Genomic DNA, 22,321 nt, shown 5'->3' with positions numbered 1-22,321 from the left:
TACGTTAACGTCAATTGATGTTTTCACACGGCCTGCAGGGTGCAGCAAACAGCTCGTGGAGTCGCGCGCGGATGAATGCAGAGCGCAGCAAGGCCGGCTCAGGCGCGGCGGGCGGTACCCATCAGGCAGCGGGCGCGGCCCTCGCGCAGGCTGCGCTCGGCATTGGCGATCACCAGGCCGAGTTCCTCTGCCGGCAGCACCGGATTGTCGGCCTGCGGCTGGCGGGCGAGCGCCTTGAGCTGGCGGGCGTACCCTTCGGCGGCCGTAGCCGAAACATCCTGCAGACGGATATCGATGAAACCGGCGGCCGTGAGCCTGGCTTCGAGCTCGGCCTGGCTGCCGAGATGACTCAGGCTGCCGTCGGCCGGAGCCCACGGCGCCGGGTAATACGGCTCGCCGCTGCCGAGCACCCATTCATGCACCGCCAGCAGACCGCCCGGCTTGAGCAGACGCGCCGCCTCGCGCCACAGTGCCAGCGGCTCCGGCAGATGCAGCGCCAGATGCTGCACCCAGACCAGATCGTAGGCAGCGTCCGCCAGCCCGGTGGCCGTGGCGTCGGCTTCGAGGTGACGCACGTAGCGCTGCAGACCGACCAGCGTCGTCAAGCGCTCGCCGGCATCGATCAGCGTCGGTGTCAGATCGACGCAGGTCAGCGCGCAGCCGTAGGTGCCGCTCAGCGCCCGCGCCGCGCCACCGAGACCGCCACCGAGATCGACGACCTGCCAGTCGCGGCTGATCGCGCACAGTTCGGCGAGCTCGCGCACCGCCTGCAGACCGCCGGCATGAATCTGGTCGAAGCGTGCGACATCACGCCATTGCGGCGTCTGCACCTGCTCGGCGGCCAGCCGCGCCATGATCCAGGCGGCAGGATCGCGCCGGCTCCAATGCGCGGTGATGGCAGCATGTTCGGCGGCATTGCCCATAAATGAGACCTCTTCGTTGCAACAGTGATAAACCGCATCCATGTCCGGGAATCTAACATGACGTATACGTCAATCGACGCCTGCGGCCAGCACCACCCGCCGGCCGGCCCCGACGCCCGCATCGCCAGCCTGGTGCCAAGCCTGAGCGAGCTGCTGTTCGCGCTCGGCCTCGGCACGCAACTGGTGGCACGCACGCATTACTGCATCCATCCGGCCGCCGAGCTCGCCGCGGTGCCGAGCGTCGGCGGCACCAAGAAGATCAACCACCGCCGCCTGGCGGCACTGGCGCCGACACACGTCCTCCTCAATATCGACGAGAACACGCAGGAGTTGAGCGCGCAGCTGGCCGCCTATGTGCCGCAGCGCATCGTCACCCACCCCTGCGCGCCGCAGGACAACTTCGCGCTGTACCGCCTGCTCGGCCGCGTGTTCGACCGCGAGGCAGAGGCCGAGGCGCTGTGCGCCGGGCTGCAGCAGCGACTGGAGAGGCTCGACGCCCGCCGCTGGCCGGGCCGGCGCGTGCTCTACCTGATCTGGCGCGAGCCGTGGATGAGCGTCGGTGCCGACACCTACATTGCGCGCATGCTCGAACGCGTCGGCTGGCAGACCTGGCCGCGGCCGGCCGCCGTGCGCTATCCGCAGATCGAGATCACGCCGCAGCTGCTGGCCGAAGTCGATCTGGTGCTGTTTTCCAGCGAGCCGTACCGCTTTACCGCCGCCGATCTGGAGCACTTCGCCGCGACCACCGGCTGCGCGCCGCACCGCCTGCGGCTGATCGATGGCGAAATGACCTCCTGGTACGGCAGCCGCGCGCTGGCCGGCGTCGACTATCTGCACGATTTCGCGGCGGCCTGCGCATGAGCGCCTTCTCCGCCTGTCGCGTCCGGGCCACCGCCCTCGGCTACGGCCTGCAGACCGTGCTGGCGGGCGATGCCGACAGTGCACCGTTTTCGGCGCTGTGGCTGGTCTGCAATACCGGCGCAACCGTGCAGCAGCGCTGGGCGGCCGGGCGCCCGCCGGCGCAGCTGCTGGCGCTCAACGCCACCGCGCCGGCCACTTCTTGCGGTCCGCTCGATGATTTCTGCCGCGCCGAACTGAGCGCCCTGCTCGGCGCCCTGCCGCACCGCGTGCTGTTCCCGCACGCGAACGGCGCGCCGACGCTGCCACTGCTGCCCCGACTCGAAGCCGCCGGCTGGCTGCGGCCGGGACCGTTCATGAACACGCTGCACCCGCGTTACGGCAGCTGGTGGGCGGTGCGCGCGCTGATCGCCCTCGATGCCGAGCCCGACCCCGCCGCAGCACTCGGCGACTCCCCCTGCGTGGCCTGCAGCGCGCCCTGTATCGAGGCCTGCCCGGCGTCGGCCGTCAGCATGGCGGGCTGGAACGGACAGGCCTGCATCCGGCAGCGCCTGGACAGCGCCTCGCCCTGCGCGGCCGACTGCCGCGCACGCAGCGCCTGCCCTGGCGGTGCCGAGTGGCGTTACGACGCGGCGACGCGCGCCTATCACTACGGCGTGTCACTGGCGACGCTGCGCGACTGGCTGCGCGGACACTGAGACCGCAGCCGACCTCAGCGGAAGACGTATTCGCGGCCGTTCCACTCGAAATGGCCGCGGGCGTCGTCGAAGCGCAGATCGTGCATGCCGCGATGCCGGCTCGGCAGGATCTGGACCTTTTCATAGAACCACGGCAGCGCGATCTGCCGCGTCGCATAGCCCTGCCCGTTCGCCAGCAGCGCAAAGCCGCCGCAGCCGGCCGAGCCGCAGTAGCTCATCGAGCTCAGATGCACGATCAGATCAGGCTGGCCGTCATCGTTGAGATCGGCACTGCCGACGCTGAACTCCAGCGCCTTGCCTTCAGTCTGCTGCATCTCGCGGAACTCGGCCGCCGCCGCCCGGCGTACCGCGGCACGCTGCACCGCCGTCGGCGGATCGGCCGGCACGACGACGGCGATGGGCGCCGCCGGCGCCTTGTACGGGCCGATGCCGCGCACCAGCCGCCGGGCATCGGCGCCGTTCGGGTCGGTGATCACCCGCACACCGGCCCGCGGCGCCGCGGTGTACTGGCGCGTGCGCGTCACCCAGTCGAGCAGACTGCGCGGCCACTGCCCCGGCACGGAGGCGCCGGCGTCGGCATAGACGAGGATGCGCCGGCCACTGAGCACACCAACGGCGACGCGGTCGCGGCGCAGATCGACCGAGACCGCGGCCTCCTCCTCGGAGCCCCGATGCGGCTGATTGCCGGCGACGCTCAGATCACAGCCTTCGACGCTGATCGGCCCGACCACACCGAGATTGTCACGCACATGCGCAAACTCGCTGCCCAACCGCTGCTGCAGACGCTGCACCAGCGCCGGATCGTTGAACAGCTTGTCGACCTCGTAGCTGCCGGCATATGCCGCCAGATGGCCGAGTTCGCCCGGGCAGACGGCGGTGGCGGCCTGTGCCGACGCGGCCCCGAGCAGCAGCCACAGGCCGATCACTGGGGCAGCGGCCGGAATCGGGCGCTGCGTGGATTGCCTGGCGGCGGCCAGCATGGAAGCGATGTCGTTCACGGTGTGAGCCCTCGACGCAAGGCGTGCGAAACACGAAACGGCGCGATGCCGGCGGACACTCCCTGGCGCCGCCCCGCCGCGGCCGTAAACCGCGCCGGGCGCACCTTGCAGCCAAACTAGACCAAAACCGGTGGCGATTTGACGTCAATGCACGGGCATCGCCCGCGACCGGCGCAGCTGTCGCGGCAGCCTCCGCCAACCGTGAATACACTCGTGACAACGCAGCCGGGCCACGATGAGGACAGCCTTGCGCACGAGGCGTACCCTCGCGGCGGGCACGCGCAACCGCACGTTTCACCGGCAGGAAGCGACCATGAAAACCATCGGCCTGATCGGCGGCATGAGCTGGGAATCCACCGTGCCCTACTACCGGCAGATCAACGAGGGTGTGCGCGAGCGCCTCGGCGGCCTGCACTCGGCGCGGCTGATCCTTTACAGCGTCGATTTCCACGACATCGAATGCCTGCAGCGCAGCGGCGACTGGGAGTGTGCCGGCGCCCGTCTGGCCGGCGCGGCGCAGGCACTGCAGAGCGCCGGTGCCGATGGCCTGCTGCTGTGCACCAACACCATGCACAAGGTCGCCGCCACCATCGAGGCCGCCACCGGCCTGCCGCTGCTGCACATCGCCGATGCCACCGCCGCGGCGATTCGGACGCACGGCCTGACGCGCGTCGGCCTGCTCGGCACCCGCTTCACGATGGAAGAGACCTTCTACCGCCAGCGCCTGGAGCAGGAACACGGCATCGAGGTACTGATACCGGAGGCTGCCACGGACCGCGCCGAAGTCCACCGCGTGATCTACGAGGAGCTGTGCTGCGGACGCATCGAGGCCGACTCACGCCAGCGCTATCGCCAGGTCATCGATGCGCTGGCCAGCCGCGGCGCCCAGGCGATCGTGCTCGGCTGCACGGAAATCGGCCTGCTGCTGACAGCCGCCGATGCCACCGTGCCGCTGTTCGACACCACGGCGCTGCACGCCCGCGCCGCAGTCGAGTTCATGCTCGGCTGAAAGCCTGCCTGTGGCACACGGCGACTTGCACACGGTTTGCCGCCGCCGTCAGGCTGAGCCCCCTTTCTGCCCGGAGCCCAGCCGATGCCGCTCAGCCACCGCGCGGCGACCACGGACGATCTGCATCGTGTCGCCTGCTTCGCCCTCAACCCGCAGGAGTTGTTCTACTGGTTTCCAAAGGCGAGCTGGCCGCTGACGGCCGGGCAGCTCATCGCCACCGCGGCCACGCGCACCGAATCGACCGTGGTCGAACTCGACGGGCGCGTCGTCGCCCACGCCAACTTCCTGCGCTGGGCGCAGGGCGGCGATTGCGCCATCGGCCAGGTCGTCGTCGAACCGACGACGCGCGGCCAGGGCGTCGGCCGCTACCTGATCGAGACGATGTGCACGACGGCCTTCACCCGCTATGCCGCACGCAGCGTCAGCGTGGCCTGTTTCAGCGGCAACACCGCCGGCCTGCTGTTCTACCCGCCGCTGGGCTTCGTGCCGCAGGCGATCGAGGCGCGCCGCGATCTGCACGGCGCGCCGACGGCGCTGATCCATCTGCGCCGGCTGCGCGCGGACTGAGCCGGCGCCGCCCGAACGCTCAGCGCGGGCGGATCGGAATCGGCTTGCCCGGCAGGGTTTCGATGCCGATGCGCGGAAAGCGCACCGTCAGTACGCCATCGGCGAAATCGGCCTCGGCATTGTCCTCGTCGAGGCCGGCCGGCAGATTGATCGAACGGCGGAACGCGCCGAACGCGCGCTCGGCGACGTAGTACTCGCGCTTCCACTCCTCGCGGTTGTGCGGATGCTTGTCGCCGGCGACGGTCAGCACGCCCTGATGCACCGACAGGCGGATGTCCTGCTCGCTGACTCCGGGCAGCTCGACCTGCACGATCAGCGCGCCGTCGGCGTTGATGATGTCGACCTGCGGCTTGATCGCACCCTCGGCGAAATTGGCCGGGCCGAAGCCGGCGCCGCCGGCATCCACCCACATGTTCTTGCCCACCGGATCTCCTCCTCGTGATTGCGCGTCGTGGGTCTGCGCCGCCGCGGTCGCGCTACCGCCGGCGGCATCGTGCACCGGAGCGGCGCTTACTTGAGCAGGCGGTAGCGCACGTAGGCACCTGGGGCGTCTTCACGGGCCGGCAGCGCGCCGCTGCCGGGGACACGGGCCGGCACACGGGCGTCGTCCTCTGCAGCCAGCCAGGCATCCCAGTCACTCCACCAGGAACCGGCATGCTGCGTGGCACCGGCGAGCCAGGTTGCGGCGTCAGTGCCGAGCTGTGGATTGGTCCAGTAGCCGTATTTGTTCGCCGCCGGCGGATTGATGACGCCGGCGATGTGACCGGAGCCGCCAAGCACGAACTTCATCGGCCCGCCGAACAGCCGCGTGCCCATGAAGGTCGACTTCCACGGCGCGATGTGGTCTTCGATCGCCGAAAGGAAATACACCGGCACCGTGACCTTGCCGAGATCGATCGGCACGCCGCCGAGCACGATGCCGCCGGGCTCGCGCAGGCGGTTTTCCAGATACATCTTGCGCAGGTAGAAGCTGTGCATCTTCGCCGGCATACGCGTGGAATCGGAATTCCAGTACAGCAGGTCGAAGGGAAACGGCTCCTTGCCGAGCAGGTAGTTGTTGATGGCGAAGGACCAGATCAGGTCATTGGCTCGCAGCATGTTGAAGGTGCCGGCCATCTCGGCACCGTCGAGGTAACCCTGCGCCTGCATGCGCTTGTCGATGGCATCGAGCTGCTGCTCGTCGATGAACACTTCCAGCTCGCCGGGATGGGTGAAGTCGAGCATCGTCGTGAACAGCGTCGCACTCTTGATGCGCTGCTCGCCGCGCGCGGCCAGCCAGGCCAGCGTCGCCGCCAGCAGCGTGCCGCCGAGGCAGTAACCGACGGCGTTGACCTCGTGCTCGCCGGTGGCCTGCTCGATGGCGTCGAGCGCGGCCAGCGTGCCGTCGCGCAGGTAGTCATCGAAGCCTTTGTCGGCGTAGTCGGCGCCGGGGTTGATCCACGACAGCACGAACACCGTGTTGCCCTGGTCGACCGCCCACTTGATGAAGGAATTCTTCTCGCGCAGGTCGAGGATGTAGAACTTGTTGATCCACGGCGGCACGATCAGCAGCGGCCGGCGGCGCACGTCGGGCGTGGTCGGCGAATACTGCAGCAGCTGCGCCATCGGCCCCTGCCAGATCACCTTGCCCGGCGTCACCGCGACGTTGCGACCGAGCTCGAAGGCATCGAGATCGGTCATGCGGATGTTCAGCTTGCCCTTGCCGCGTTCGAGGTCGGCAAGCAGGTTGCGCCAGCCTTTGAGCAGACTCTCGCCACCGGTGCGGCAGAGCTCGCGCAGCGCCTCGGGGTTGGTCAGCGCGAAATTGGTCGGCGCCAGCGCATCGACGAACTGCCGGGTGTAGAACTCGACCTTGCGGGCACTGCGCTCATCGAGCCCCTCGACATGCTGGCTGAGATCCAGCAACCAGCGACTGGCCAGCAGGTAGGACTGCTTGATGAAATCAAACGGCACCGCCTCGGACCAGGCCGCGTCGCGAAAGCGGCGGTCGCTGCGTGCCGGCTCGATGACCGGGGAAACCGGTGCGCCCAGCAGGCTGCCGAGGGCCGAGCTCCACAGCTGCAGACCGTCACGCCACAGCATCATCTGCGACTCGACGAGGTGCAGCGGGCTGCTCAGCAGATGCGATGACGCATCGAAAAACGCCTTGCCGATGCCCAGCTCGTCGCTCGGCAACGCCGGCGTTCGCCCGCGCCGGCGTTCGAACTCCGCCTGCAGCAGGCGCTCACTGCGCGTGAAGATTTCCTGCAATACCCCGGTGACGGAGACCGGGTCCGGCCACTGCATCTCGACCGTGTCGGACACGCCCATTCCTCATCTCTCCCAGCAGACTTCGTTGAATTCTTGTTATTTGACGTTTACGTAAACTGAAGCTGCAATGCTTAAACTAACGACCGCCGTCGGGGCTTGCAAGCAGACCGACAGGCCCGCCGACGCCGTCCCGACGATGGCTGTCACCATTGTGAGCGCAGGCCATGATGAGCGCTCGTTGATCCTTACTTGCCGTTGACGCGACAGTTATTGGTACACTTCATGCTTGACTTCACAAACCCTTCACGAACCGGAGCGCATGCGTTGAGTACCGTCGAACGGCCTACGGGTACGATCTACACAATCAGCGACTTGGCGCGCGAATTCGACGTGACCACCCGGGCGATCCGCTTCTATGAGGATCAGGGCCTGCTCTGCCCGTACCGCGACGGCCGCCGGCGCGTCTACAGCAAACGCGACCGCACCCGCCTGAAACTGATCCTGCGCGGCAAGCGCCTCGGCATGAGTCTCGGCGAAACACGCGAGCTGTTCGATATGTTCGACACCGCGCGCGGCGAAGAGCGCCAGCTCGAACTGTTCCTGCGCATCCTCAGCGAGCGGCGGGCGATTCTCGTGCAGCAACAACGCGATATCGAGGCCGTGCTGCGCGAGATCGACACCGCTACCGCCGACTGCGAGCGCCTGCTGAACGAGCGCTCCGATCTCACTTCACTGCCTGATCACGATACGGTTTAAGCGTCGACTTGACGCTTTTTGTGCCTCTACGTATTGACGTTTACGTCAACGTCAATTAACGTCACCGCACCTAACGGGCCGCCCGAGCCCGCACGCATCGCCCATCCGAGGATTGAGGAGTCCCCATGATTCAGCTGCCGTCCCTGAACTTCGCTCTCGGCGAAACCGTCGACATGCTGCGCGAGGCTGTGCGCGACTTCGCCCACCAGGAAATCGCACCGCGCGCCGCCGAAATCGACCGCACGAACGAATTCCCGGCCGACCTGTGGCGCAAGTTCGGCGAGCTCGGCCTGCTCGGCGTCACCGTCGGCGAGGAATACGGCGGTGCCGACATGGGCTACCTGGCGCACATGGTGGCGATGGAGGAAATCTCGCGGGCCTCGGCCTCGGTCGGCCTGTCCTACGGGGCGCACTCCAACCTCTGCGTCAACCAGATCCACCGCAACGGCAGCGCCGAGCAGAAGGCGCGCTACCTGCCCAAGCTGGTGTCGGGCGAGCACGTCGGCGCACTGGCGATGAGCGAGCCGAACGCCGGCTCCGACGTGGTCAGCATGAAGCTGCGCGCCGAAAAGAAAGGCGATCGCTACGTGCTCAACGGCGCAAAGATGTGGATCACCAACGGCGGCGACGCCGACACGCTGGTGGTCTACGCCAAGACCGACATCAATGCCGGTCCGCGCGGCATCACCGCCTTCATCATCGAGAAGGGCTTCAAGGGCTTCAGCCACGGCAAGCATCTCGACAAGCTCGGTATGCGCGGCTCCAACACCTTCCCGCTGTTCTTCGATGACTGTGAAGTGCCGCAGGAGAACGTCCTCGGTGGCGAGGGCAACGGCGTGCGCGTGCTGATGTCCGGCCTCGACTACGAGCGCGCGGTGCTCGCCGCCGGCCCGATCGGCATCATGCAGGCCTGCATGGACGCGGTGGTGCCGTATGTGCACGAGCGCACGCAGTTCGGCCAGCCGATCGGCGAATTCCAGCTGATGCAGGGCAAGCTCGCCGACCTCTACACGACGATGATGGCCTGCCGCGCCTACGTCTACGCCGTCGGCCAGGCGCTCGACCGCCTCGGCGGTGCGCATGCGCGCTCGGTGCGCAAGGACGCCGCCGGCGTGATCCTCTACGCCGCGGAAAAAGCCACCTGGATGGCCGGCGAGGCGATCCAGATCCTCGGCGGCAACGGCTACATCAACGACTTCCCGGTCGGGCGCCTGTGGCGCGACGCCAAGCTCTATGAAATCGGTGCGGGCACCTCGGAAATCCGCCGCATGCTGATCGGTCGCGAGCTGTTCGCCGAAACCGCCTGAGGCGGCGGCAGCACTTGCTATCCCCCCGCAGCAGTGCAGAGGAGATATCCGCGATGAACCCGAGTTACGTCCACGGCGCGAGCGCCAAGCCGCTGATCGGCATGACCATCGGCCGCTTCCTGGAGACGGCCGCCGAACGCTGGGGCGAGCGCGACGCGCTGATCGTGCGCCACCAGAACGTGCGCTGGTCCTACAGCCAGTTCCTCGAAGAAGTGCGCCGGCTGGCCGCCGGCCTGCGCCGCATCGGCCTGGAGCCGGGCGATCGCATCGGCATCTGGTCGCCGAACAACGTCGAATGGGTGCTGATGCAGTTCGCCACCGCCAGCGCTGGTCTGGTGATGGTCAACATCAACCCGGCCTACCGCACCTCGGAGCTGGAATACGCACTGAACAAGGTCGGCTGCAAGGCGCTGGTGCTGGCCGCGCGCTTCAAGGGCAGCGACTACCTGGCGATGGTCAACGAGCTGGCGCCGGAGCTGGCGGACAGCCGGCCGGGCGAACTGCGCGCGGCGCGGCTCAAGAGCCTGCGCAGCGTCATCCGCCTCGGTGAAGAAGCCACGCCGGGCATGTTCAATTTCGACGCGCTGCGCACGCCGGCCAGCGCCACCGAACGGGCGGAGCTGGCCGAGATCGGCGAGCAGCTGCAGTTCGATGAGCCGATCAACGTGCAGTTCACCTCCGGCACCACCGGCGCGCCGAAAGGCGCGACGCTGTCGCACCACAACATCCTCAACAACGGCTACTTCATCGGCGAAGGGCTCAAGCTCACGCCGCAGGACCGGCTGTGTATTCCGGTGCCGCTGTATCACTGCTTCGGCATGGTGCTCGGCAACCTCGCCTGCGTCACCCACGGCGCCTGCATGGTCTACCCGGCCGAGGCCTTCGAGCCGACGGCGGTGCTGGAGGCGGTGCAGGCCGAACGCTGCACCGGCCTGCACGGTGTGCCGACGATGTTCATCGCCGTGCTCGACCACCCGGACTTCGCCCGCTACGACCTCTCCAGCCTGCGCACCGGCATCATGGCCGGCTCGCCGTGCCCGATCGAGGTGATGAAGCGCGTCATCGAGCAGATGCACATGAGCGAGGTCACCATCGTCTACGGCATGACCGAGACCTCGCCCGGCAGCTTCCAGAGCGGCACCGACGATCCGCTCGACAAGCGCGTGTCGACGGTCGGGCGCATCCACCCGCACGTCGAGGTCAAGATCGTCGACCCGATCGGACGCATCGTGGCACGCGGCGACACCGGCGAGCTGCTGACCCGCGGTTACTCGGTGATGCTCGGCTACTGGGGCGACGAGGCGAAAACCGCCGAGGCGATCGACCGCGCCGGCTGGATGCACACCGGCGATCTGGCGACGATCGACGACGAGGGCTTCTGCAACATCGTCGGCCGCCTCAAGGACATGGTCATCCGCGGTGGCGAGAACATCTACCCGCGCGAGATCGAGGAATTCCTCTACCGCCACCCGAAGGTGCAGGACGTGCAGGTGGTCGGCGTGCCCGACCCGAAGTACGGCGAGGAGCTGTGCGCGTGGATTCGCCTGCGCGACGGCGTCGAGTGCAGCGAAGACGAGATCCGCGACTTCTGCCGCGGCCAGATCGCCCACTACAAGATTCCGCGCTACGTGAAGTTCGTCGAAGCCTTCCCGATGACCATCACCGGCAAGATCCAGAAATACGTCATGCGCCAGCAGGCCACCGAGGAACTCGGCCTGAGCACGGCGCGCACCGCCTGAGCCCGCTTGGCGCTGCGGGAAGCGGCGCAGGAGACCCCACCATGCAGCAAGATCCGGTCGTCATCGTTGGTATCGCCCGCACCGCGATGGGCGGCTTTCAGGGCGCGCTGGCGCCGCTCGGCGCCACGCAGCTCGGTGCCGCGGCGATCCGTGCCGCCGTCGAGCGCAGCGGCCTGCCCACCGACGCCGTCGAGGAGGTCTACATGGGCTGCGTGCTGCCGGCCGGCGTCGGTCAGGCACCGGCGCGCCAGGCCGCGCTCGGCGCCGGACTCGGCCTGCACACGCCCTGCACCACCGTCAGCAAGGTCTGCGGCTCGGGCATGAAGGCGGTGATGCTGGCCCACGACGGTCTACTCGCCGGCAGCGCCGGCATCGTCGTCGCCGGCGGCATGGAGTCGATGAGCAACGCGCCTTACCTGCTGGCCAAGGCGCGGGCCGGCTACCGTCTCGGCCACGGTCAGGTGCTCGATCACATGTTCCTCGACGGCCTCGAAGACGCCTACGACAAGGGCCGGCTGATGGGCACCTACGCCGAGGAATGTGCCGACAGCTACGGCTTTACCCGCGAGGCGCAGGACGCCTATGCGCTGGAATCGCTGAAGCGCGCCCGGGCGGCGATCGAAGGCGGTCTGTTCCGCGACGAGATCACCGCGGTCAGCGTGCCGGCGCGCGGCGGCGAGCAGATCGTCGATACCGATGAACAGCCGCTGAGTGCCCGCCCCGACAAGATCCCGACGCTGAAGCCGGCGTTTCGCAAGGACGGCACGGTGACGCCGGCCAATTCCAGCTCGATCTCCGACGGCGCCGCCGCGCTGCTGCTAATGCGCGCCAGCAGCGCCGAGCGCCACGGCCTGACGCCGCTGGCGGTGATCCGCGGCCACGCCAGCCACGCCCAGCGCCCGGGCCTGTTCACCACGGCGCCGGTCAGCGCAATGCAGAAGCTGTTCACCCGCACCGGCTGGCGTGCCGGCGACGTCGATCTGTTCGAGATCAACGAAGCCTTCGCGGTGGTGACGATGGCGGCGATGCACGACCTCGAACTGCCGCATGCCAAGGTCAACGTACACGGCGGCGCCACCGCGCTCGGCCACCCGATCGGCTGCTCCGGCGCCCGCATCCTGGTGACGCTGATCAGCGCGCTGCGCCAGCGCGGCGCCCGCCGCGGCGTAGCCTCGCTGTGCATCGGCGGTGGCGAGGCCACGGCAATGGCCGTCGAACTCATCTAAATACAGAGCACGCGCCGGCACCGCGCCGGCCCGCGGCGCGCCCGCGGCGCGCGACCAGGCAAAGAGGAGGGCAGGAGGAGAAGGGAACGCCGGGCCGGATGATCGCGGCCAGCCGCCATCCGGCCCGGACGTTCCCCCCTCCCAGCCGGGAGAGCAGCGATGATCCTGAGCGACGAACAGACGATGATCCGCGAGGCGGTGCGCGCCTTCGTGCAGGAGCAGATCGCCCCGCACGCCGCGCGCTGGGACCGCGAGCAGCACTTCCCGCGCGCGGCGCTGGCCGGCCTGGCCGAGCTCGGCGTCATGGGCATGACCACGCCGGAAGCCTGGGGCGGCAGCGCCGCCGGCTACGTCGCCTTCGCACTGGCGCTGGAGGAAATCGCGGCTGGCGACGGTGCCACCAGCACCATCGTCAGCGTGCACAACTCGGTCGGCATCGGCCCGCTGCTCGCCTTCGGCAGCGCGGCGCAGAAGGCCGACTACATCCCACGGCTGGCGCGCGGCGAGCTGCTCGGCGCCTTCGCGCTGACCGAGCCGCAGGTCGGCTCCGATGCCTCGGCGATCCGCAGCCGGGCCGTGCGCGATGGCGACGAGTACGTGCTCAACGGCACCAAGCAGTTCATCACCTCGGGCAAGAATGCCGATCTGGCCATCATCTTCGCGGTCACCGACCCGGCGGCCGGCAAGAAGGGCATCAGCGCCTTCATCGTGCCGACGACGAGCCCCGGTTATGTCGTCGCCCGCATCGAGGACAAGCTCGGCCAGCACGCCTCCGATACCGCGCAGATCGTGCTCGACAACTGCCGCGTGCCGCTCGCCAACCGGCTGGGCGACGAGGGTGCGGGCTATCGCATCGCGCTGGCCAATCTCGAATCCGGGCGCATCGGCATCGCCGCCCAGTGCCTCGGCATGGCGCGCGCGGCCTTCGAGGCGGCGCTGGCCTATGCCAAGGAGCGCGAGAGCTTCGGCAAACCGATCATCGAGCATCAGGCGGTGAGCTTCCGCCTCGCCGACATGGCCACGCGCATCGAGGCCGCCCGCCAGCTGGTGCTGCACGCGGCGAGCCTGAAAGACGCCGGCCGGCCCTGCCTGAAAGAAGCCTCGATGGCCAAGCTGTTCGCCTCGGAGATGGCCGAGCGGGTCTGCTCGGACGCCATCCAGATCCACGGCGGTTACGGCTACCTCAGCGATTTTCCGGTCGAGCGCATCTACCGCGACGTGCGCGTGTGCCAGATCTACGAGGGCACCAGCGACGTGCAGCGCATCGTCATCGGTCGCGCCCTCGCCGCCTGAACCCGCCGCCAGCCAGCCCACCCCGCATGCCGAGGCCCGAAAGCGCTCGGCAGCGGCCACCCCATGCCCAGAAACCATGACCGGGACCGCCGCGATGAGCATCCTGCATTCCAAGCTGAACCCGCGTGCCGAAGACTTCCGCCGCAACGCCGAAACCATGAGCGCGCTGGTCGCCGACCTGCGCGAGAAGGTCGCCGCCATCCGCCGCGGCGGTGGTGAGGAGGCCTGCGCCCGCCACACCGCGCGCGGCAAGCTGCTGCCGCGCGAGCGCATCCGCGCCCTGCTCGACGTCGGCTCGCCGTTTCTGGAGTTCAGCCAGCTCGCCGCCTACGGCGTCTACGAGGACGACATCCCCGCCGCCGGCATCATCGCCGGCATCGGCCGCATCAGCGGCCAGGAATGCGTGATCGTCGCCAACGACGCCACCGTCAAGGGCGGCACCTATTACCCGCTGACGGTGAAAAAGCACCTGCGCGCGCAGGAGATCGCCCAGCAGAACGCCCTGCCCTGCGTTTATCTGGTCGATTCCGGCGGTGCCAACCTGCCCAATCAGGACGAGGTGTTCCCCGACCGCGAGCACTTCGGCCGCATCTTCTACAACCAGGCGACGATGTCGGCGCAGGGCATTCCGCAGATCGCCGTGGTGATGGGCTCGTGCACCGCCGGTGGCGCCTACGTGCCGGCGATGGCCGACGAGTCGGTGATCGTGCGCCAGCAGGGCACGATCTTCCTCGCCGGCCCGCCGCTGGTGAAAGCGGCGACCGGCGAGGTGGTCAGCGCCGAGGACCTCGGCGGCGCCGATGTGCACTGCCGCACCTCCGGCGTCACCGACCACTACGCGCAGAACGACGCCCACGCCCTCGGCATCGCCCGGCGCATCGTCGCCAACCTCAACCGCGTCAAGCGGCCGAACCTGGAGCTGCGCGCGGTGCGCGAGCCGCTGTACGCCGCCGAGGAGCTGCACGGCGTGATCCCGGCCGATGCGCGCAAGCCCTTCGACGTGCGCGAGATCATCGCCCGCCTGGTCGACGGCTCGGAATTCGATGAATTCAAGGCGCTGTACGGCACCACGCTGGTCACCGGCTTCGCCCACCTCTACGGCTACCCGGTCGGCATCGTCGCCAACAACGGCGTGCTGTTCTCCGAGGCGGCGCTGAAGGGCGCGCATTTCGTCGAGCTCTGCAGCCAGCGCGGCATTCCGCTGATCTTCCTGCAGAACATCACCGGCTTCATGGTCGGGCGCAAATACGAGTCCGGCGGCATCGCCAAGGACGGCGCGAAGATGGTCACCGCGGTGGCCTGCGCCCAGGTGCCCAAGCTCACGGTGCTGATCGGCGGCAGCTTCGGAGCCGGCAACTACGGCATGTGCGGGCGCGCCTACTCGCCGCGCTTTCTGTGGATGTGGCCGAACGCGCGCATCAGCGTCATGGGCGGCGAACAGGCCGCCGGCGTGCTGGCGCAGGTGCGCCGCGAGGCGATCGAGCGCAAGGGCGGCGCCTGGAGCCAGGACGACGAGGAGCGCTTCAAGGCACCGATCCGCCGCCAGTACGAAACCCAGGGCCATCCGTACTACGCCAGCGCGCGCTTGTGGGACGACGGCGTCATCGATCCGGCCGACACCCGCCGCGTGCTCGGGCTGGGCCTGTCGGCGGCGCTGAACCGGCCGCTGGAGGCGACCCGCTTCGGCGTTTTCAGAATGTGACCGGCGTTTCTGTGGACTGACAATAGTCGCGGGGAATCAATGTGTTTCGTAATAAGCTTAAAACGCGGAGGCATTTCGACAGAGGTGCCGCCGCTGTTCACGAAAGCACAAGGGACTCCGCGTCCCGTCAGGAGACTGGCATGAACCGACTCGTTTTGATCGCCTTCGCGGCGATCGCCGGACCGCTCGCGCATGCGGGCGAGGACCCCGGCAAACAACTGGTGCAACAGGGCAACGCCCAGGGCGCACTGGCCTGCGCCACCTGTCACGGCGTCGACGGCGCCGGCAACGCTGCCGCCGGCTTCCCGCGGCTGGCCGGGCTCGACGCCGGCTACATCGCCAGGCAGTTGCAGGACTTCCATGCCGGCACGCGCGTGCAGCCGGTGATGGCACCGATCGCCAAGGCCCTCAACCCCGACGAAATCCAGGCGGTCGCGGCCTATTACGCCGCGCAGCCGCTGGCGCCGGCGCCGGCACTCGATCGCAGCAGCCCGCTGCCGCAGGACCCCGGTGCGCAGCTTGCGCTGCGCGGTGACTGGAGCAAGGGCGTGCCGGAGTGCACGCGCTGCCACGGCGCCGGCGGCGCCGGCGTCGGCAGTCAGTTCCCACGGCTGGCCGGCCAGCACGCCAGCTACATCGCCACCCAGCTCAAGTCCTGGCGCGACGGCAGCCGGCACAACGACCCCGGCAAGCTGATGGAGACCGTCGCCAAGAACCTCGACGATGCCCAGATCGACGCCGTGTCGCACTACTTCGCCGGCCTCGGCCAGCCCTGAGTGAAGGAGGAGCCAGCCATGCACCATCGTTATGTCCTGTCCGCCCTCCTCGGCCTCAGCCTCGGCCCGGCGTTCGCCGCCGATGCGCCCGGCGGCGCCATCGCCGATCAGTCCGAGCCGCACAAGCGCGTCGCCCCGGCAACCGAGCGCTTCGAGCCGCCGGCCGAGGCGAGCATCAGCAAGGATGCCTTCGGCCAGATGGTCGAGCGCGGCCGCCAGCTGTTCGTCAACACGCAGAGCCTGCGCGGCCAGTACGTCGGCAACGGCCTCAACTGCGCCAACTGCCACCTCGATCAGGGCCGCCAGCCGCATTCGGCGCCGCTGTGGGGTGCCTGGACCGCCTACCCGGCTTTTCGCAAGAAGACTGGCGAGGTCAGCACCTTCATCGAGCGCATCCAGGGCTGCTTCATGTACAGCATGAACGGCAAGGCCCCGGCCGCCGACAGCGAGGAACTCAAGGCGCTGTCGACCTACGCCTACTGGCTGGCCAAGGGTGCACCGACCGGCATCGACCTGCCGGGCCGCCTGTATCCGGCGCTGCCCAAGCCGAAAGGCGGCTTCGACATCGCCCGCGGCAAGGCGGTCTACGCCGAGCACTGCGCGGTCTGCCACGGCGCCAGTGGTGAGGGCCAGAAGCAGGGCGAGCACTACGCCTTCCCGCCGCTGTGGGGCCGTGACTCCTACAACTGGGGCGCCGGCATGCACCGCGTCAACACCGCCGCCGGTTTCATCCAGGCCAACATGCCACTCGGTCAGGGCGGCACGCTGAGCGAACAGCAGGCCTGGGATGTCGCCGCCTTCGTCAACAGCCACGAACGCCCGCAGGACCCGCGCTTCACCGTCGACATCGAGACCACCCGGCAGAAATTCCACGCCAATGACGGCGTGAACTTCTACGGGCAGACCCTCGACGGCGTGCTGATCGGCCAGGGCATCGACTGAACCCGCGCATGCGCCGTGTCACGGACGCGCGGCGCGCTCTCCCCCATTTCCCCGCTCCGACGAGACTGCGATGACTGCCCTGCTCTGCGAAACCCGCGCTGGCGTCGCCACCGTGACGCTGAACCGCCCGCAACTGCACAACGCCTTCGACGATGCGCTGATCGAGTCGCTGACGGCGACGCTGCGCGCGCTCGAAGCCGACGCTGCGGTGCGCGTCGTCGTGCTCGCCGCCAACGGCAAGAGTTTTTCCGCCGGTGCCGACCTGAACTGGATGCGGCGCATGGCCGATTACAGCGAGGCGCAGAACCTCGATGACGCCCGCGGCCTCGGCGAGCTGATGCGCACGCTCAACGGCCTGGCCAAGCCGACGCTGGCACGCGTGCAGGGTGCCGCCTACGGCGGTGGCGTCGGCCTGGTCGCCTGCTGCGACATCGTCATCGCCGCGACGTCGGCGAGCTTCTGCCTGTCGGAGGTCAAGCTCGGTCTGATCCCGGCGGTGATTTCACCCTACGTCGTCAACGCCATCGGCGAGCGTCAGGCACGCCGCTACTTCGTCTCCGCCGAGCGCTTCGACGCCGCCACCGCGCAGCGCCTCGGTCTGGTGCACGAAGTGGTCGAGCCGCAGGCGCTCGACGCCCGCGTCGAGGAGCTGCTGGCGACGCTGGCGCAGAACGGCCCGGCGGCGATGGTCGCCGCCAAGCGCCTAGCGCAGGACGTCGCCCGCGGCCCGCTGGATGCGGCGCTGATCGAAGACACCGCACAGCGCATCGCCGCGATCCGTGCCAGCGCCGAGGGCCGCGAGGGCCTGTCGGCCTTTCTCGGCAAGCGCCAGCCGGACTGGATCAGCGATGCCGCGCACTGAACGCTCAGCCGCGCCGACGCCGGCGCAGGCCGACCGCCGCCACGCCACCGGCCAGCAGCGCCAGCACGCCGGGCTCCGGCACCCTGCGCACACTGCCCTCGCCGATCAGGTTCCAGCTGGCGTCGAAGAAGCGGTAGTAGGCACTGGCATCGCCGCGGTCATAGCCGAAGGCGACGAAGCCGCCCGGATAACCGTAGAGATCGGTGGCGAAGTAACCGTAGCCGAGGCCGTAGAGACCGGTTTCCAGCATGTAGTCCATCGGGGCGCTGAACAGACGCTCGAACAGCTCACCGACGCTGTCGACGCTGCCTGGAAAGTACCCGGTGCGCGCCAGCGTGCTGTCGAGAAAACCGCCACTGCCGCCGGCGAAGCTCCATTCGAGTCCGCTCATGGTTTCGGTGGCGTCGTCCCACCAGTAGGAGCCGCTGGCGGTCTCGCCGCCGTTGTCGGTGAAGGCGAGCGCGTAATGCAGCGGCGTGGCGTTTGCGCTGCTCAGCCAGCCGCTGGCGAGGCAGAGCACGAGGACAGGCAGGCGGGGCAACAGGTCAAGGCCGTAACGCATGGTGAGTTTCCTGTGATTGAACGCGGAGCCGTCTTGGTGCGGCGCAACACCCAACGCAAGAGCCATACCGCTGCACCGCAGCGCTATATCGGCTTTGACATATCGATACTTACGCAAAATTAAACAATCACGCCTTGTCTGCTTCGAGACAAGTCGCTTTCAGCTTTGTAATGCCCATGACAACAGCACTCGGCCCGATGCCGGCGAGTCGCGCAGCCCGAAGGAGCAGCACATGTTCGACAAGATCCTGATCGCCAACCGCGGCGAGATCGCCTGCCGTGTGATCAAGACCTGCCGGCGGCTCGGCATCCGCACCGTCGCGGTGTATTCCGCCGCCGACGCCAACGCCCGCCACGTCGCGCTGGCCGATGAGGCCTGGCTGCTCGGCCCGGCCAAGCCGGCCGAGTCCTACCTGCGCGCCGATCGCATCATCGAGGTGGCGCGGGCCAGCGGCGCGCAGGCGGTGCATCCGGGCTACGGCTTCCTCTCGGAAAACGCCGAGTTCGCCGAGGCGCTGGCCGCCGCCGGGCTGGTGTTCATCGGCCCGCCGGCGGCGAGCATCCGCGCGATGGGCTCGAAGAGCGCGGCGAAGTCGCTGATGGAAACCGCCGAGGTGCCGCTGGTGCCGGGCTACCACGGTGCCGACCAGGACCTCGAACTGCTCAAGCGCGAAGCGCGGCGCATCGGCTTCCCGGTGCTGATCAAAGCCAGCGCCGGCGGCGGCGGCAAAGGCATGAAGGTGGTCACGCAGGAGTCGGAGCTTGAGCCGCAGCTGCTGTCGGCACGGCGCGAGGCCAAGGCCGGTTTCGGTGACGAGCAGCTGCTGATCGAGAAATACCTCGAACGCCCGCGCCACATCGAAATCCAGGTGTTCGCCGACGGCCACGACCACTGCGTCTACCTGTTCGAGCGCGACTGCTCGGTGCAGCGCCGCCACCAGAAAGTCATCGAGGAAGCGCCGGCGCCGGGCATGGACCCGGCGCGGCGGCGGGCGATGGGCGAGGCCGCCTGCAAGGCGGCGCAGGCGATCGGCTACCGCGGCGCCGGCACCGTCGAGTTCATCGCCGACAGCGACGGCACGTTCTACTTCATGGAGATGAACACCCGCCTGCAGGTCGAGCACCCGGTCACCGAGATGATCAGCGGTCAGGACCTGGTCGAATGGCAGCTGCGCGTCGCCGCCGGCGAGCCGCTGCCGCTGGCGCAGGAGCAGCTGGCGATCCACGGCCACGCCTTCGAGGCACGCATCTACGCCGAGGACCCGGACCGCGACTTCCTGCCGGCGATCGGCCGCCTGCACCACCTGCGCACGCCGGCCGAATCGGCGCACGTGCGCATCGACACCGGCGTGCGCGAGGGCGACGAGGTCTCGCCGTACTACGACCCGATGATCGCCAAGCTGATCGTCTGGGACGAGGATCGCGAGCGCGCGCTGGCGCGGCTGCGCGGTGCGCTGGCCGATTATCAGGTGGTCGGCGTCACCACCAACCTGCGCTTCCTGTCGAGCCTCGCCGCGCACCCGGCATTCATCGCCGGCGACGTGCACACCGGCTTCATCGCCCAGCATCAGGCGGCGCTGCTGCCGCCGCGCGCCGCGATCAGCGATCGCGTGCTGGCGCTGGCGACGCTGGCCGAGCTGCTGCGCGCCGAACAGGCAGCGACGGTGCGGGCCGCGCACAGCGCCGATCCGCATTCACCGTGGCACGCCAGCGACGGCTGGCGCATGAACTGTGACAACCATCATGTCTTCCACTTCCGCGACGGCGAACGCGAGCTGGCGGTCACCGCGCACTACCGCCGCGACGGCTACCTGCTCGAACTGCCGGGTGGCGAGCTGCTCGCCCGCGCCGACAGTACGGCCGATGGCGAACTGTTCGCCGACCTCGACGGCGTGCGCCTGCGCGCGACGCTGGTACGCCGTGGCGATGAGCTGAGCGTGATCAGCAGCGACGGTACGCAGACGCTGACGCTGCACGATCCGCTGGCGGCGGCGATGGACGGCGAGGAGCACGGCGGCGGCCTCAACGCGCCGATGCCCGGCGCCATCGTCGCGGTGCTGGTCGAGCCCGGTGCCCTGGTCGCAAAAGACCAGCCGCTGGTGATCATGGAAGCGATGAAAATGGAGCACACCATCACCGCGCCGCGCGCCGGCGTCGTCGCCGCCGTGCACTACGCCGTCGGTGAGCAGGTCAGCGACGGCGCCGAGCTGCTGACACTGGCCGATGCCGACTGATTCCCCCTGCCCCGGCGCCCCGCCCGTCACGGCGGGCGCGTCGCCACCGATGACGAGACCGCCATGCCGCTCTACCTCGAAGACCTGCAACCCGGCCAGCAGTGGCAGTCGCCGCCGCTGACCGTCACCGAAGAGATGATCTTCGCCTTCGCCCGCGAGCACGATCCGCAGCCGTTTCACCTCGACCACACCGCGGCCGATGCCTCGCTGTTCGGCGGCCTCGCCGCCAGCGGCTGGCACACCGCGGCGCTGTCGATGCGCCTGGCGGTCGGCAGCGGCCTGGAGCTGGCCAACGGCCACGTCGGCATGGGCATCGACGGCATCCGCTGGCCCAAACCGGTGCGCCCGGGCGACACGCTGCGCGTCACCGTCGAAGTGCTCGCCGTCACCGCTTCGCGCTCGCAGCCGGGCTGGGGCGTGATGAAGGCGCGCTGGACCACGCACAACCAGCACGGCGATGTCGTCGCCGAGATCCTGCCGAACTACTGGGTGCAGGGCCGCACGGCCGCCGGCGCCTAAGCCTCAGGAGGAACCCGCATCATGCCGCTGCCCGCAAGCGTGAAGATCGTCGAAGTCGGCCCGCGCGACGGTCTGCAGAACGAGCCGACGCCGGTGTCGACCGCGACCAAAGTCGAGCTGATCGAGCGTCTCGCCGCCGCCGGCCTGCCGGCGATCGAGGCCACCAGCTTCGTCTCGCCGAAATGGGTGCCGCAGATGGCCGATGCCGCCGCGGTGCTGGCGCAGCTCAAGCGCACGCCGGGGCGGCATTACCCGGTGCTGACGCCCAACCTCAAGGGCTTCGAGGCCGCGCTCGCCGCCGGTGCGCGCGAGGTCGCGGTGTTCGCCGCCGCTTCCGAGTCCTTTTCACAGAAGAACATCAACTGCTCGATCGAGGAGTCGCTGCTGCGCTTCGAGCCGCTGCTGCAGGCCGCCGCCAGCGCCGGCGTGCGCGTGCGCGGTTACGTCTCCTGCGTGCTCGGCTGCCCCTATGAAGGCGCGATCGCGCCGGCGGCAGTAGCCCGCGTCGCGCTGCAGCTCTACCGCATGGGCTGCTACGAGGTCTCGCTCGGCGACACCATCGGCACCGGCACGCCGGAGACGGCGCGGGCGATGCTGCGCGCGGTCGCCGCGGTGGTGCCGGTCGAGCGCCTGGCTGCGCATTTCCACGACACCTACGGCATGGCCATCGCCAATCTCCATGCCGTGCTGCAGGAGGGCATCGCCACCGTCGATGCCTCAGTCGCCGGCCTCGGCGGCTGCCCGTATGCCGCCGGCGCCTCCGGCAATGTCGCCACCGAAGACGTCGTCTACCTGCTGCAGGGGCTCGGCATCGACTGCGGCGTCGATGCGCTGGCGCTGGCGCAGACCGGGCAGTGGATCAGCGACTGCCTGCAGCGGCCGAACGGCTCGAAAGCCGGCCGTGCGCTGCTGGCCAAACAGGCCAGGACCTGCGGCTGAGCAGCACGCCGCCGGCCCGGTCAGCGGCGACGGCACGCCCGGCTCAGCGCTGCCTGCCCACGCCGCGACGCCCGCAACCGGCTGCCGACGACGCCACCGGCGCAGGTGGCCGCCGACACGACCACCCATCACACCGCCGCACCGGACTGCACGCCCGCATCA

General features: G+C 68.9%; 21 protein-coding genes. 16 read left to right on the top strand and 5 right to left on the bottom strand.

The features are described from left to right. Positions 1-98: 98 nt before the first annotated feature. Positions 99-923, bottom strand: a complete 825-nt coding sequence (locus C7443_RS14260) for a class I SAM-dependent methyltransferase (RefSeq protein WP_170123627.1) — start codon at positions 921-923, stop codon at positions 99-101. Between the two features lie 57 nt (positions 924-980). On the opposite strand from C7443_RS14260, the gene C7443_RS14255 reads away from it, so the two are divergent. Together C7443_RS14255 and C7443_RS14250 are read left to right on the top strand one after the other, a co-directional pair. Further along, on the top strand, positions 981-1,784 hold the full coding sequence (locus C7443_RS14255; protein WP_110019292.1) for a helical backbone metal receptor: 804 nt from the start codon (positions 981-983) through the stop codon (positions 1,782-1,784). Then, positions 1,781-2,479, top strand: a complete 699-nt coding sequence (locus C7443_RS14250) for a hypothetical protein (protein WP_110019291.1) — start codon at positions 1,781-1,783, stop codon at positions 2,477-2,479. Before C7443_RS14255 ends, C7443_RS14250 begins: the two co-directional genes overlap by 4 nt. Positions 2,480-2,493: 14 nt before the next feature. Here C7443_RS14250 and C7443_RS14245 read toward each other — a convergent pair whose 3' ends face one another. Next, the gene (locus C7443_RS14245; RefSeq protein WP_110019290.1) at positions 2,494-3,477 is read right to left on the bottom strand and encodes a hypothetical protein; all 984 of its coding nucleotides are present in this window, start codon (positions 3,475-3,477) and stop codon (positions 2,494-2,496) included. 313 nt (positions 3,478-3,790) lie between these two features. Between C7443_RS14245 and C7443_RS14240 the strand changes: the two genes are divergently transcribed. Together C7443_RS14240 and C7443_RS14235 are read left to right on the top strand one after the other, a co-directional pair. Continuing rightward, positions 3,791-4,486 (top strand): aspartate/glutamate racemase family protein, encoded by a 696-nt coding sequence (locus C7443_RS14240; RefSeq protein WP_110019289.1) that lies wholly within the window; start codon positions 3,791-3,793, stop codon positions 4,484-4,486. 84 nt (positions 4,487-4,570) lie between these two features. After that, on the top strand, positions 4,571-5,053 hold the full coding sequence (locus C7443_RS14235; RefSeq protein ID WP_110019288.1) for a GNAT family N-acetyltransferase: 483 nt from the start codon (positions 4,571-4,573) through the stop codon (positions 5,051-5,053). A gap of 19 nt (positions 5,054-5,072) precedes the next feature. On the opposite strand, the gene C7443_RS14230 is transcribed toward C7443_RS14235, so the two are convergent. Beyond that, positions 5,073-5,477 (bottom strand): Hsp20/alpha crystallin family protein, encoded by a 405-nt coding sequence (locus tag C7443_RS14230; protein ID WP_110019287.1) that lies wholly within the window; start codon positions 5,475-5,477, stop codon positions 5,073-5,075. 86 nt (positions 5,478-5,563) lie between these two features. Further along, positions 5,564-7,363, bottom strand: a complete 1,800-nt coding sequence (locus tag C7443_RS14225) for a PHA/PHB synthase family protein (protein WP_110019286.1) — start codon at positions 7,361-7,363, stop codon at positions 5,564-5,566. Between the two features lie 264 nt (positions 7,364-7,627). Here C7443_RS14225 and C7443_RS14220 point away from each other — a divergent pair, with 264 nt between their 5' ends. The 9 genes from C7443_RS14220 (at position 7,628) to C7443_RS14180 (ending at position 17,906) form a co-directional block, all read left to right on the top strand. After that, positions 7,628-8,059 carry a MerR family transcriptional regulator gene (locus C7443_RS14220; RefSeq protein ID WP_246004673.1) on the top strand — a complete coding sequence of 144 codons (432 nt, stop codon included), beginning with the start codon at positions 7,628-7,630 and terminating at the stop codon, positions 8,057-8,059. A gap of 128 nt (positions 8,060-8,187) precedes the next feature. Beyond that, complete coding sequence (locus C7443_RS14215) at positions 8,188-9,366, top strand: isovaleryl-CoA dehydrogenase (RefSeq protein WP_110019359.1); 1,179 nt, start codon at positions 8,188-8,190, stop codon at positions 9,364-9,366. Positions 9,367-9,419: 53 nt separating this feature from the next. Then, a complete protein-coding gene (locus C7443_RS14210) occupies positions 9,420-11,105 on the top strand; it encodes an AMP-binding protein (protein WP_110019284.1) in 1,686 nt (561 codons plus the stop codon). A 41-nt stretch (positions 11,106-11,146) separates the two neighbouring features. Continuing rightward, positions 11,147-12,331 carry an acetyl-CoA C-acyltransferase gene (locus C7443_RS14205; protein ID WP_110019283.1) on the top strand — a complete coding sequence of 395 codons (1,185 nt, stop codon included), beginning with the start codon at positions 11,147-11,149 and terminating at the stop codon, positions 12,329-12,331. Positions 12,332-12,490: 159 nt separating this feature from the next. Next, positions 12,491-13,624, top strand: a complete 1,134-nt coding sequence (locus C7443_RS14200) for an acyl-CoA dehydrogenase family protein (protein WP_110019282.1) — start codon at positions 12,491-12,493, stop codon at positions 13,622-13,624. Positions 13,625-13,718: 94 nt separating this feature from the next. Next, positions 13,719-15,326, top strand: coding sequence for a carboxyl transferase domain-containing protein (locus tag C7443_RS14195; RefSeq protein WP_110019358.1), 1,608 nt, complete (start codon positions 13,719-13,721; stop codon positions 15,324-15,326). A 140-nt stretch (positions 15,327-15,466) separates the two neighbouring features. Next, the gene (locus C7443_RS14190) at positions 15,467-16,102 is read left to right on the top strand and encodes a c-type cytochrome (protein WP_110019281.1); all 636 of its coding nucleotides are present in this window, start codon (positions 15,467-15,469) and stop codon (positions 16,100-16,102) included. An 18-nt stretch (positions 16,103-16,120) separates the two neighbouring features. Next, on the top strand, positions 16,121-17,044 hold the full coding sequence (locus C7443_RS14185; RefSeq protein ID WP_110019280.1) for a c-type cytochrome: 924 nt from the start codon (positions 16,121-16,123) through the stop codon (positions 17,042-17,044). A gap of 70 nt (positions 17,045-17,114) precedes the next feature. Further along, complete coding sequence (locus C7443_RS14180; protein ID WP_110019279.1) at positions 17,115-17,906, top strand: enoyl-CoA hydratase/isomerase family protein; 792 nt, start codon at positions 17,115-17,117, stop codon at positions 17,904-17,906. Between the two features lie 4 nt (positions 17,907-17,910). On the opposite strand, the gene C7443_RS14175 is transcribed toward C7443_RS14180, so the two are convergent. Further along, on the bottom strand, positions 17,911-18,468 hold the full coding sequence (locus C7443_RS14175) for a PEP-CTERM sorting domain-containing protein (RefSeq protein WP_170123626.1): 558 nt from the start codon (positions 18,466-18,468) through the stop codon (positions 17,911-17,913). 232 nt (positions 18,469-18,700) lie between these two features. Here C7443_RS14175 and C7443_RS14170 point away from each other — a divergent pair, with 232 nt between their 5' ends. The 3 genes from C7443_RS14170 (at position 18,701) to C7443_RS14160 (ending at position 22,159) form a co-directional block, all read left to right on the top strand. Then, on the top strand, positions 18,701-20,701 hold the full coding sequence (locus C7443_RS14170; protein ID WP_110019277.1) for an acetyl/propionyl/methylcrotonyl-CoA carboxylase subunit alpha: 2,001 nt from the start codon (positions 18,701-18,703) through the stop codon (positions 20,699-20,701). Between the two features lie 63 nt (positions 20,702-20,764). Then, positions 20,765-21,220, top strand: a complete 456-nt coding sequence (locus C7443_RS14165; protein WP_110019276.1) for a MaoC family dehydratase — start codon at positions 20,765-20,767, stop codon at positions 21,218-21,220. Positions 21,221-21,241: 21 nt separating this feature from the next. Continuing rightward, positions 21,242-22,159: a hydroxymethylglutaryl-CoA lyase gene (locus C7443_RS14160; RefSeq protein ID WP_110019275.1), complete on the top strand. Its 918-nt coding sequence runs from the start codon at positions 21,242-21,244 to the stop codon at positions 22,157-22,159. Positions 22,160-22,321 lie beyond the last annotated feature (162 nt).

The sequence above is a fragment of the Plasticicumulans acidivorans genome, from assembly GCF_003182095.1.
Classification (GTDB): Bacteria; Pseudomonadota; Gammaproteobacteria; order Competibacterales; family Competibacteraceae; genus Plasticicumulans; species Plasticicumulans acidivorans.
The sequence above is the reverse complement of the archived record's forward strand: the minus strand, read 5'-3'. Positions and strand labels throughout refer to the sequence as shown.

What these genes read in the sequence shown, in the direction of transcription:
- C7443_RS14165 (WP_110019276.1), top strand. Translation starts at nt 20,765, where the DNA reads ATGCCGCTCTACCTCGAAGACCTGCAACCCGGCCAGCAGTGGCAGTCG.
- C7443_RS14175 (WP_170123626.1), bottom strand. Translation starts at nt 18,468, where the DNA reads ATGCGTTACGGCCTTGACCTGTTGCCCCGCCTGCCTGTCCTCGTGCTC.
- C7443_RS14195 (WP_110019358.1), top strand. Translation starts at nt 13,719, where the DNA reads ATGAGCATCCTGCATTCCAAGCTGAACCCGCGTGCCGAAGACTTCCGC.
- C7443_RS14250 (WP_110019291.1), top strand. Translation starts at nt 1,781, where the DNA reads ATGAGCGCCTTCTCCGCCTGTCGCGTCCGGGCCACCGCCCTCGGCTAC.
- C7443_RS14240 (WP_110019289.1), top strand. Translation starts at nt 3,791, where the DNA reads ATGAAAACCATCGGCCTGATCGGCGGCATGAGCTGGGAATCCACCGTG.
- C7443_RS14185 (WP_110019280.1), top strand. Translation starts at nt 16,121, where the DNA reads ATGCACCATCGTTATGTCCTGTCCGCCCTCCTCGGCCTCAGCCTCGGC.
- C7443_RS14170 (WP_110019277.1), top strand. Translation starts at nt 18,701, where the DNA reads ATGTTCGACAAGATCCTGATCGCCAACCGCGGCGAGATCGCCTGCCGT.
- C7443_RS14260 (WP_170123627.1), bottom strand. Translation starts at nt 923, where the DNA reads ATGGGCAATGCCGCCGAACATGCTGCCATCACCGCGCATTGGAGCCGG.
- C7443_RS14190 (WP_110019281.1), top strand. Translation starts at nt 15,467, where the DNA reads ATGAACCGACTCGTTTTGATCGCCTTCGCGGCGATCGCCGGACCGCTC.
- C7443_RS14235 (WP_110019288.1), top strand. Translation starts at nt 4,571, where the DNA reads ATGCCGCTCAGCCACCGCGCGGCGACCACGGACGATCTGCATCGTGTC.
- C7443_RS14205 (WP_110019283.1), top strand. Translation starts at nt 11,147, where the DNA reads ATGCAGCAAGATCCGGTCGTCATCGTTGGTATCGCCCGCACCGCGATG.
- C7443_RS14180 (WP_110019279.1), top strand. Translation starts at nt 17,115, where the DNA reads ATGACTGCCCTGCTCTGCGAAACCCGCGCTGGCGTCGCCACCGTGACG.
- C7443_RS14200 (WP_110019282.1), top strand. Translation starts at nt 12,491, where the DNA reads ATGATCCTGAGCGACGAACAGACGATGATCCGCGAGGCGGTGCGCGCC.
- C7443_RS14225 (WP_110019286.1), bottom strand. Translation starts at nt 7,363, where the DNA reads ATGGGCGTGTCCGACACGGTCGAGATGCAGTGGCCGGACCCGGTCTCC.
- C7443_RS14160 (WP_110019275.1), top strand. Translation starts at nt 21,242, where the DNA reads ATGCCGCTGCCCGCAAGCGTGAAGATCGTCGAAGTCGGCCCGCGCGAC.
- C7443_RS14210 (WP_110019284.1), top strand. Translation starts at nt 9,420, where the DNA reads ATGAACCCGAGTTACGTCCACGGCGCGAGCGCCAAGCCGCTGATCGGC.
- C7443_RS14255 (WP_110019292.1), top strand. Translation starts at nt 981, where the DNA reads ATGACGTATACGTCAATCGACGCCTGCGGCCAGCACCACCCGCCGGCC.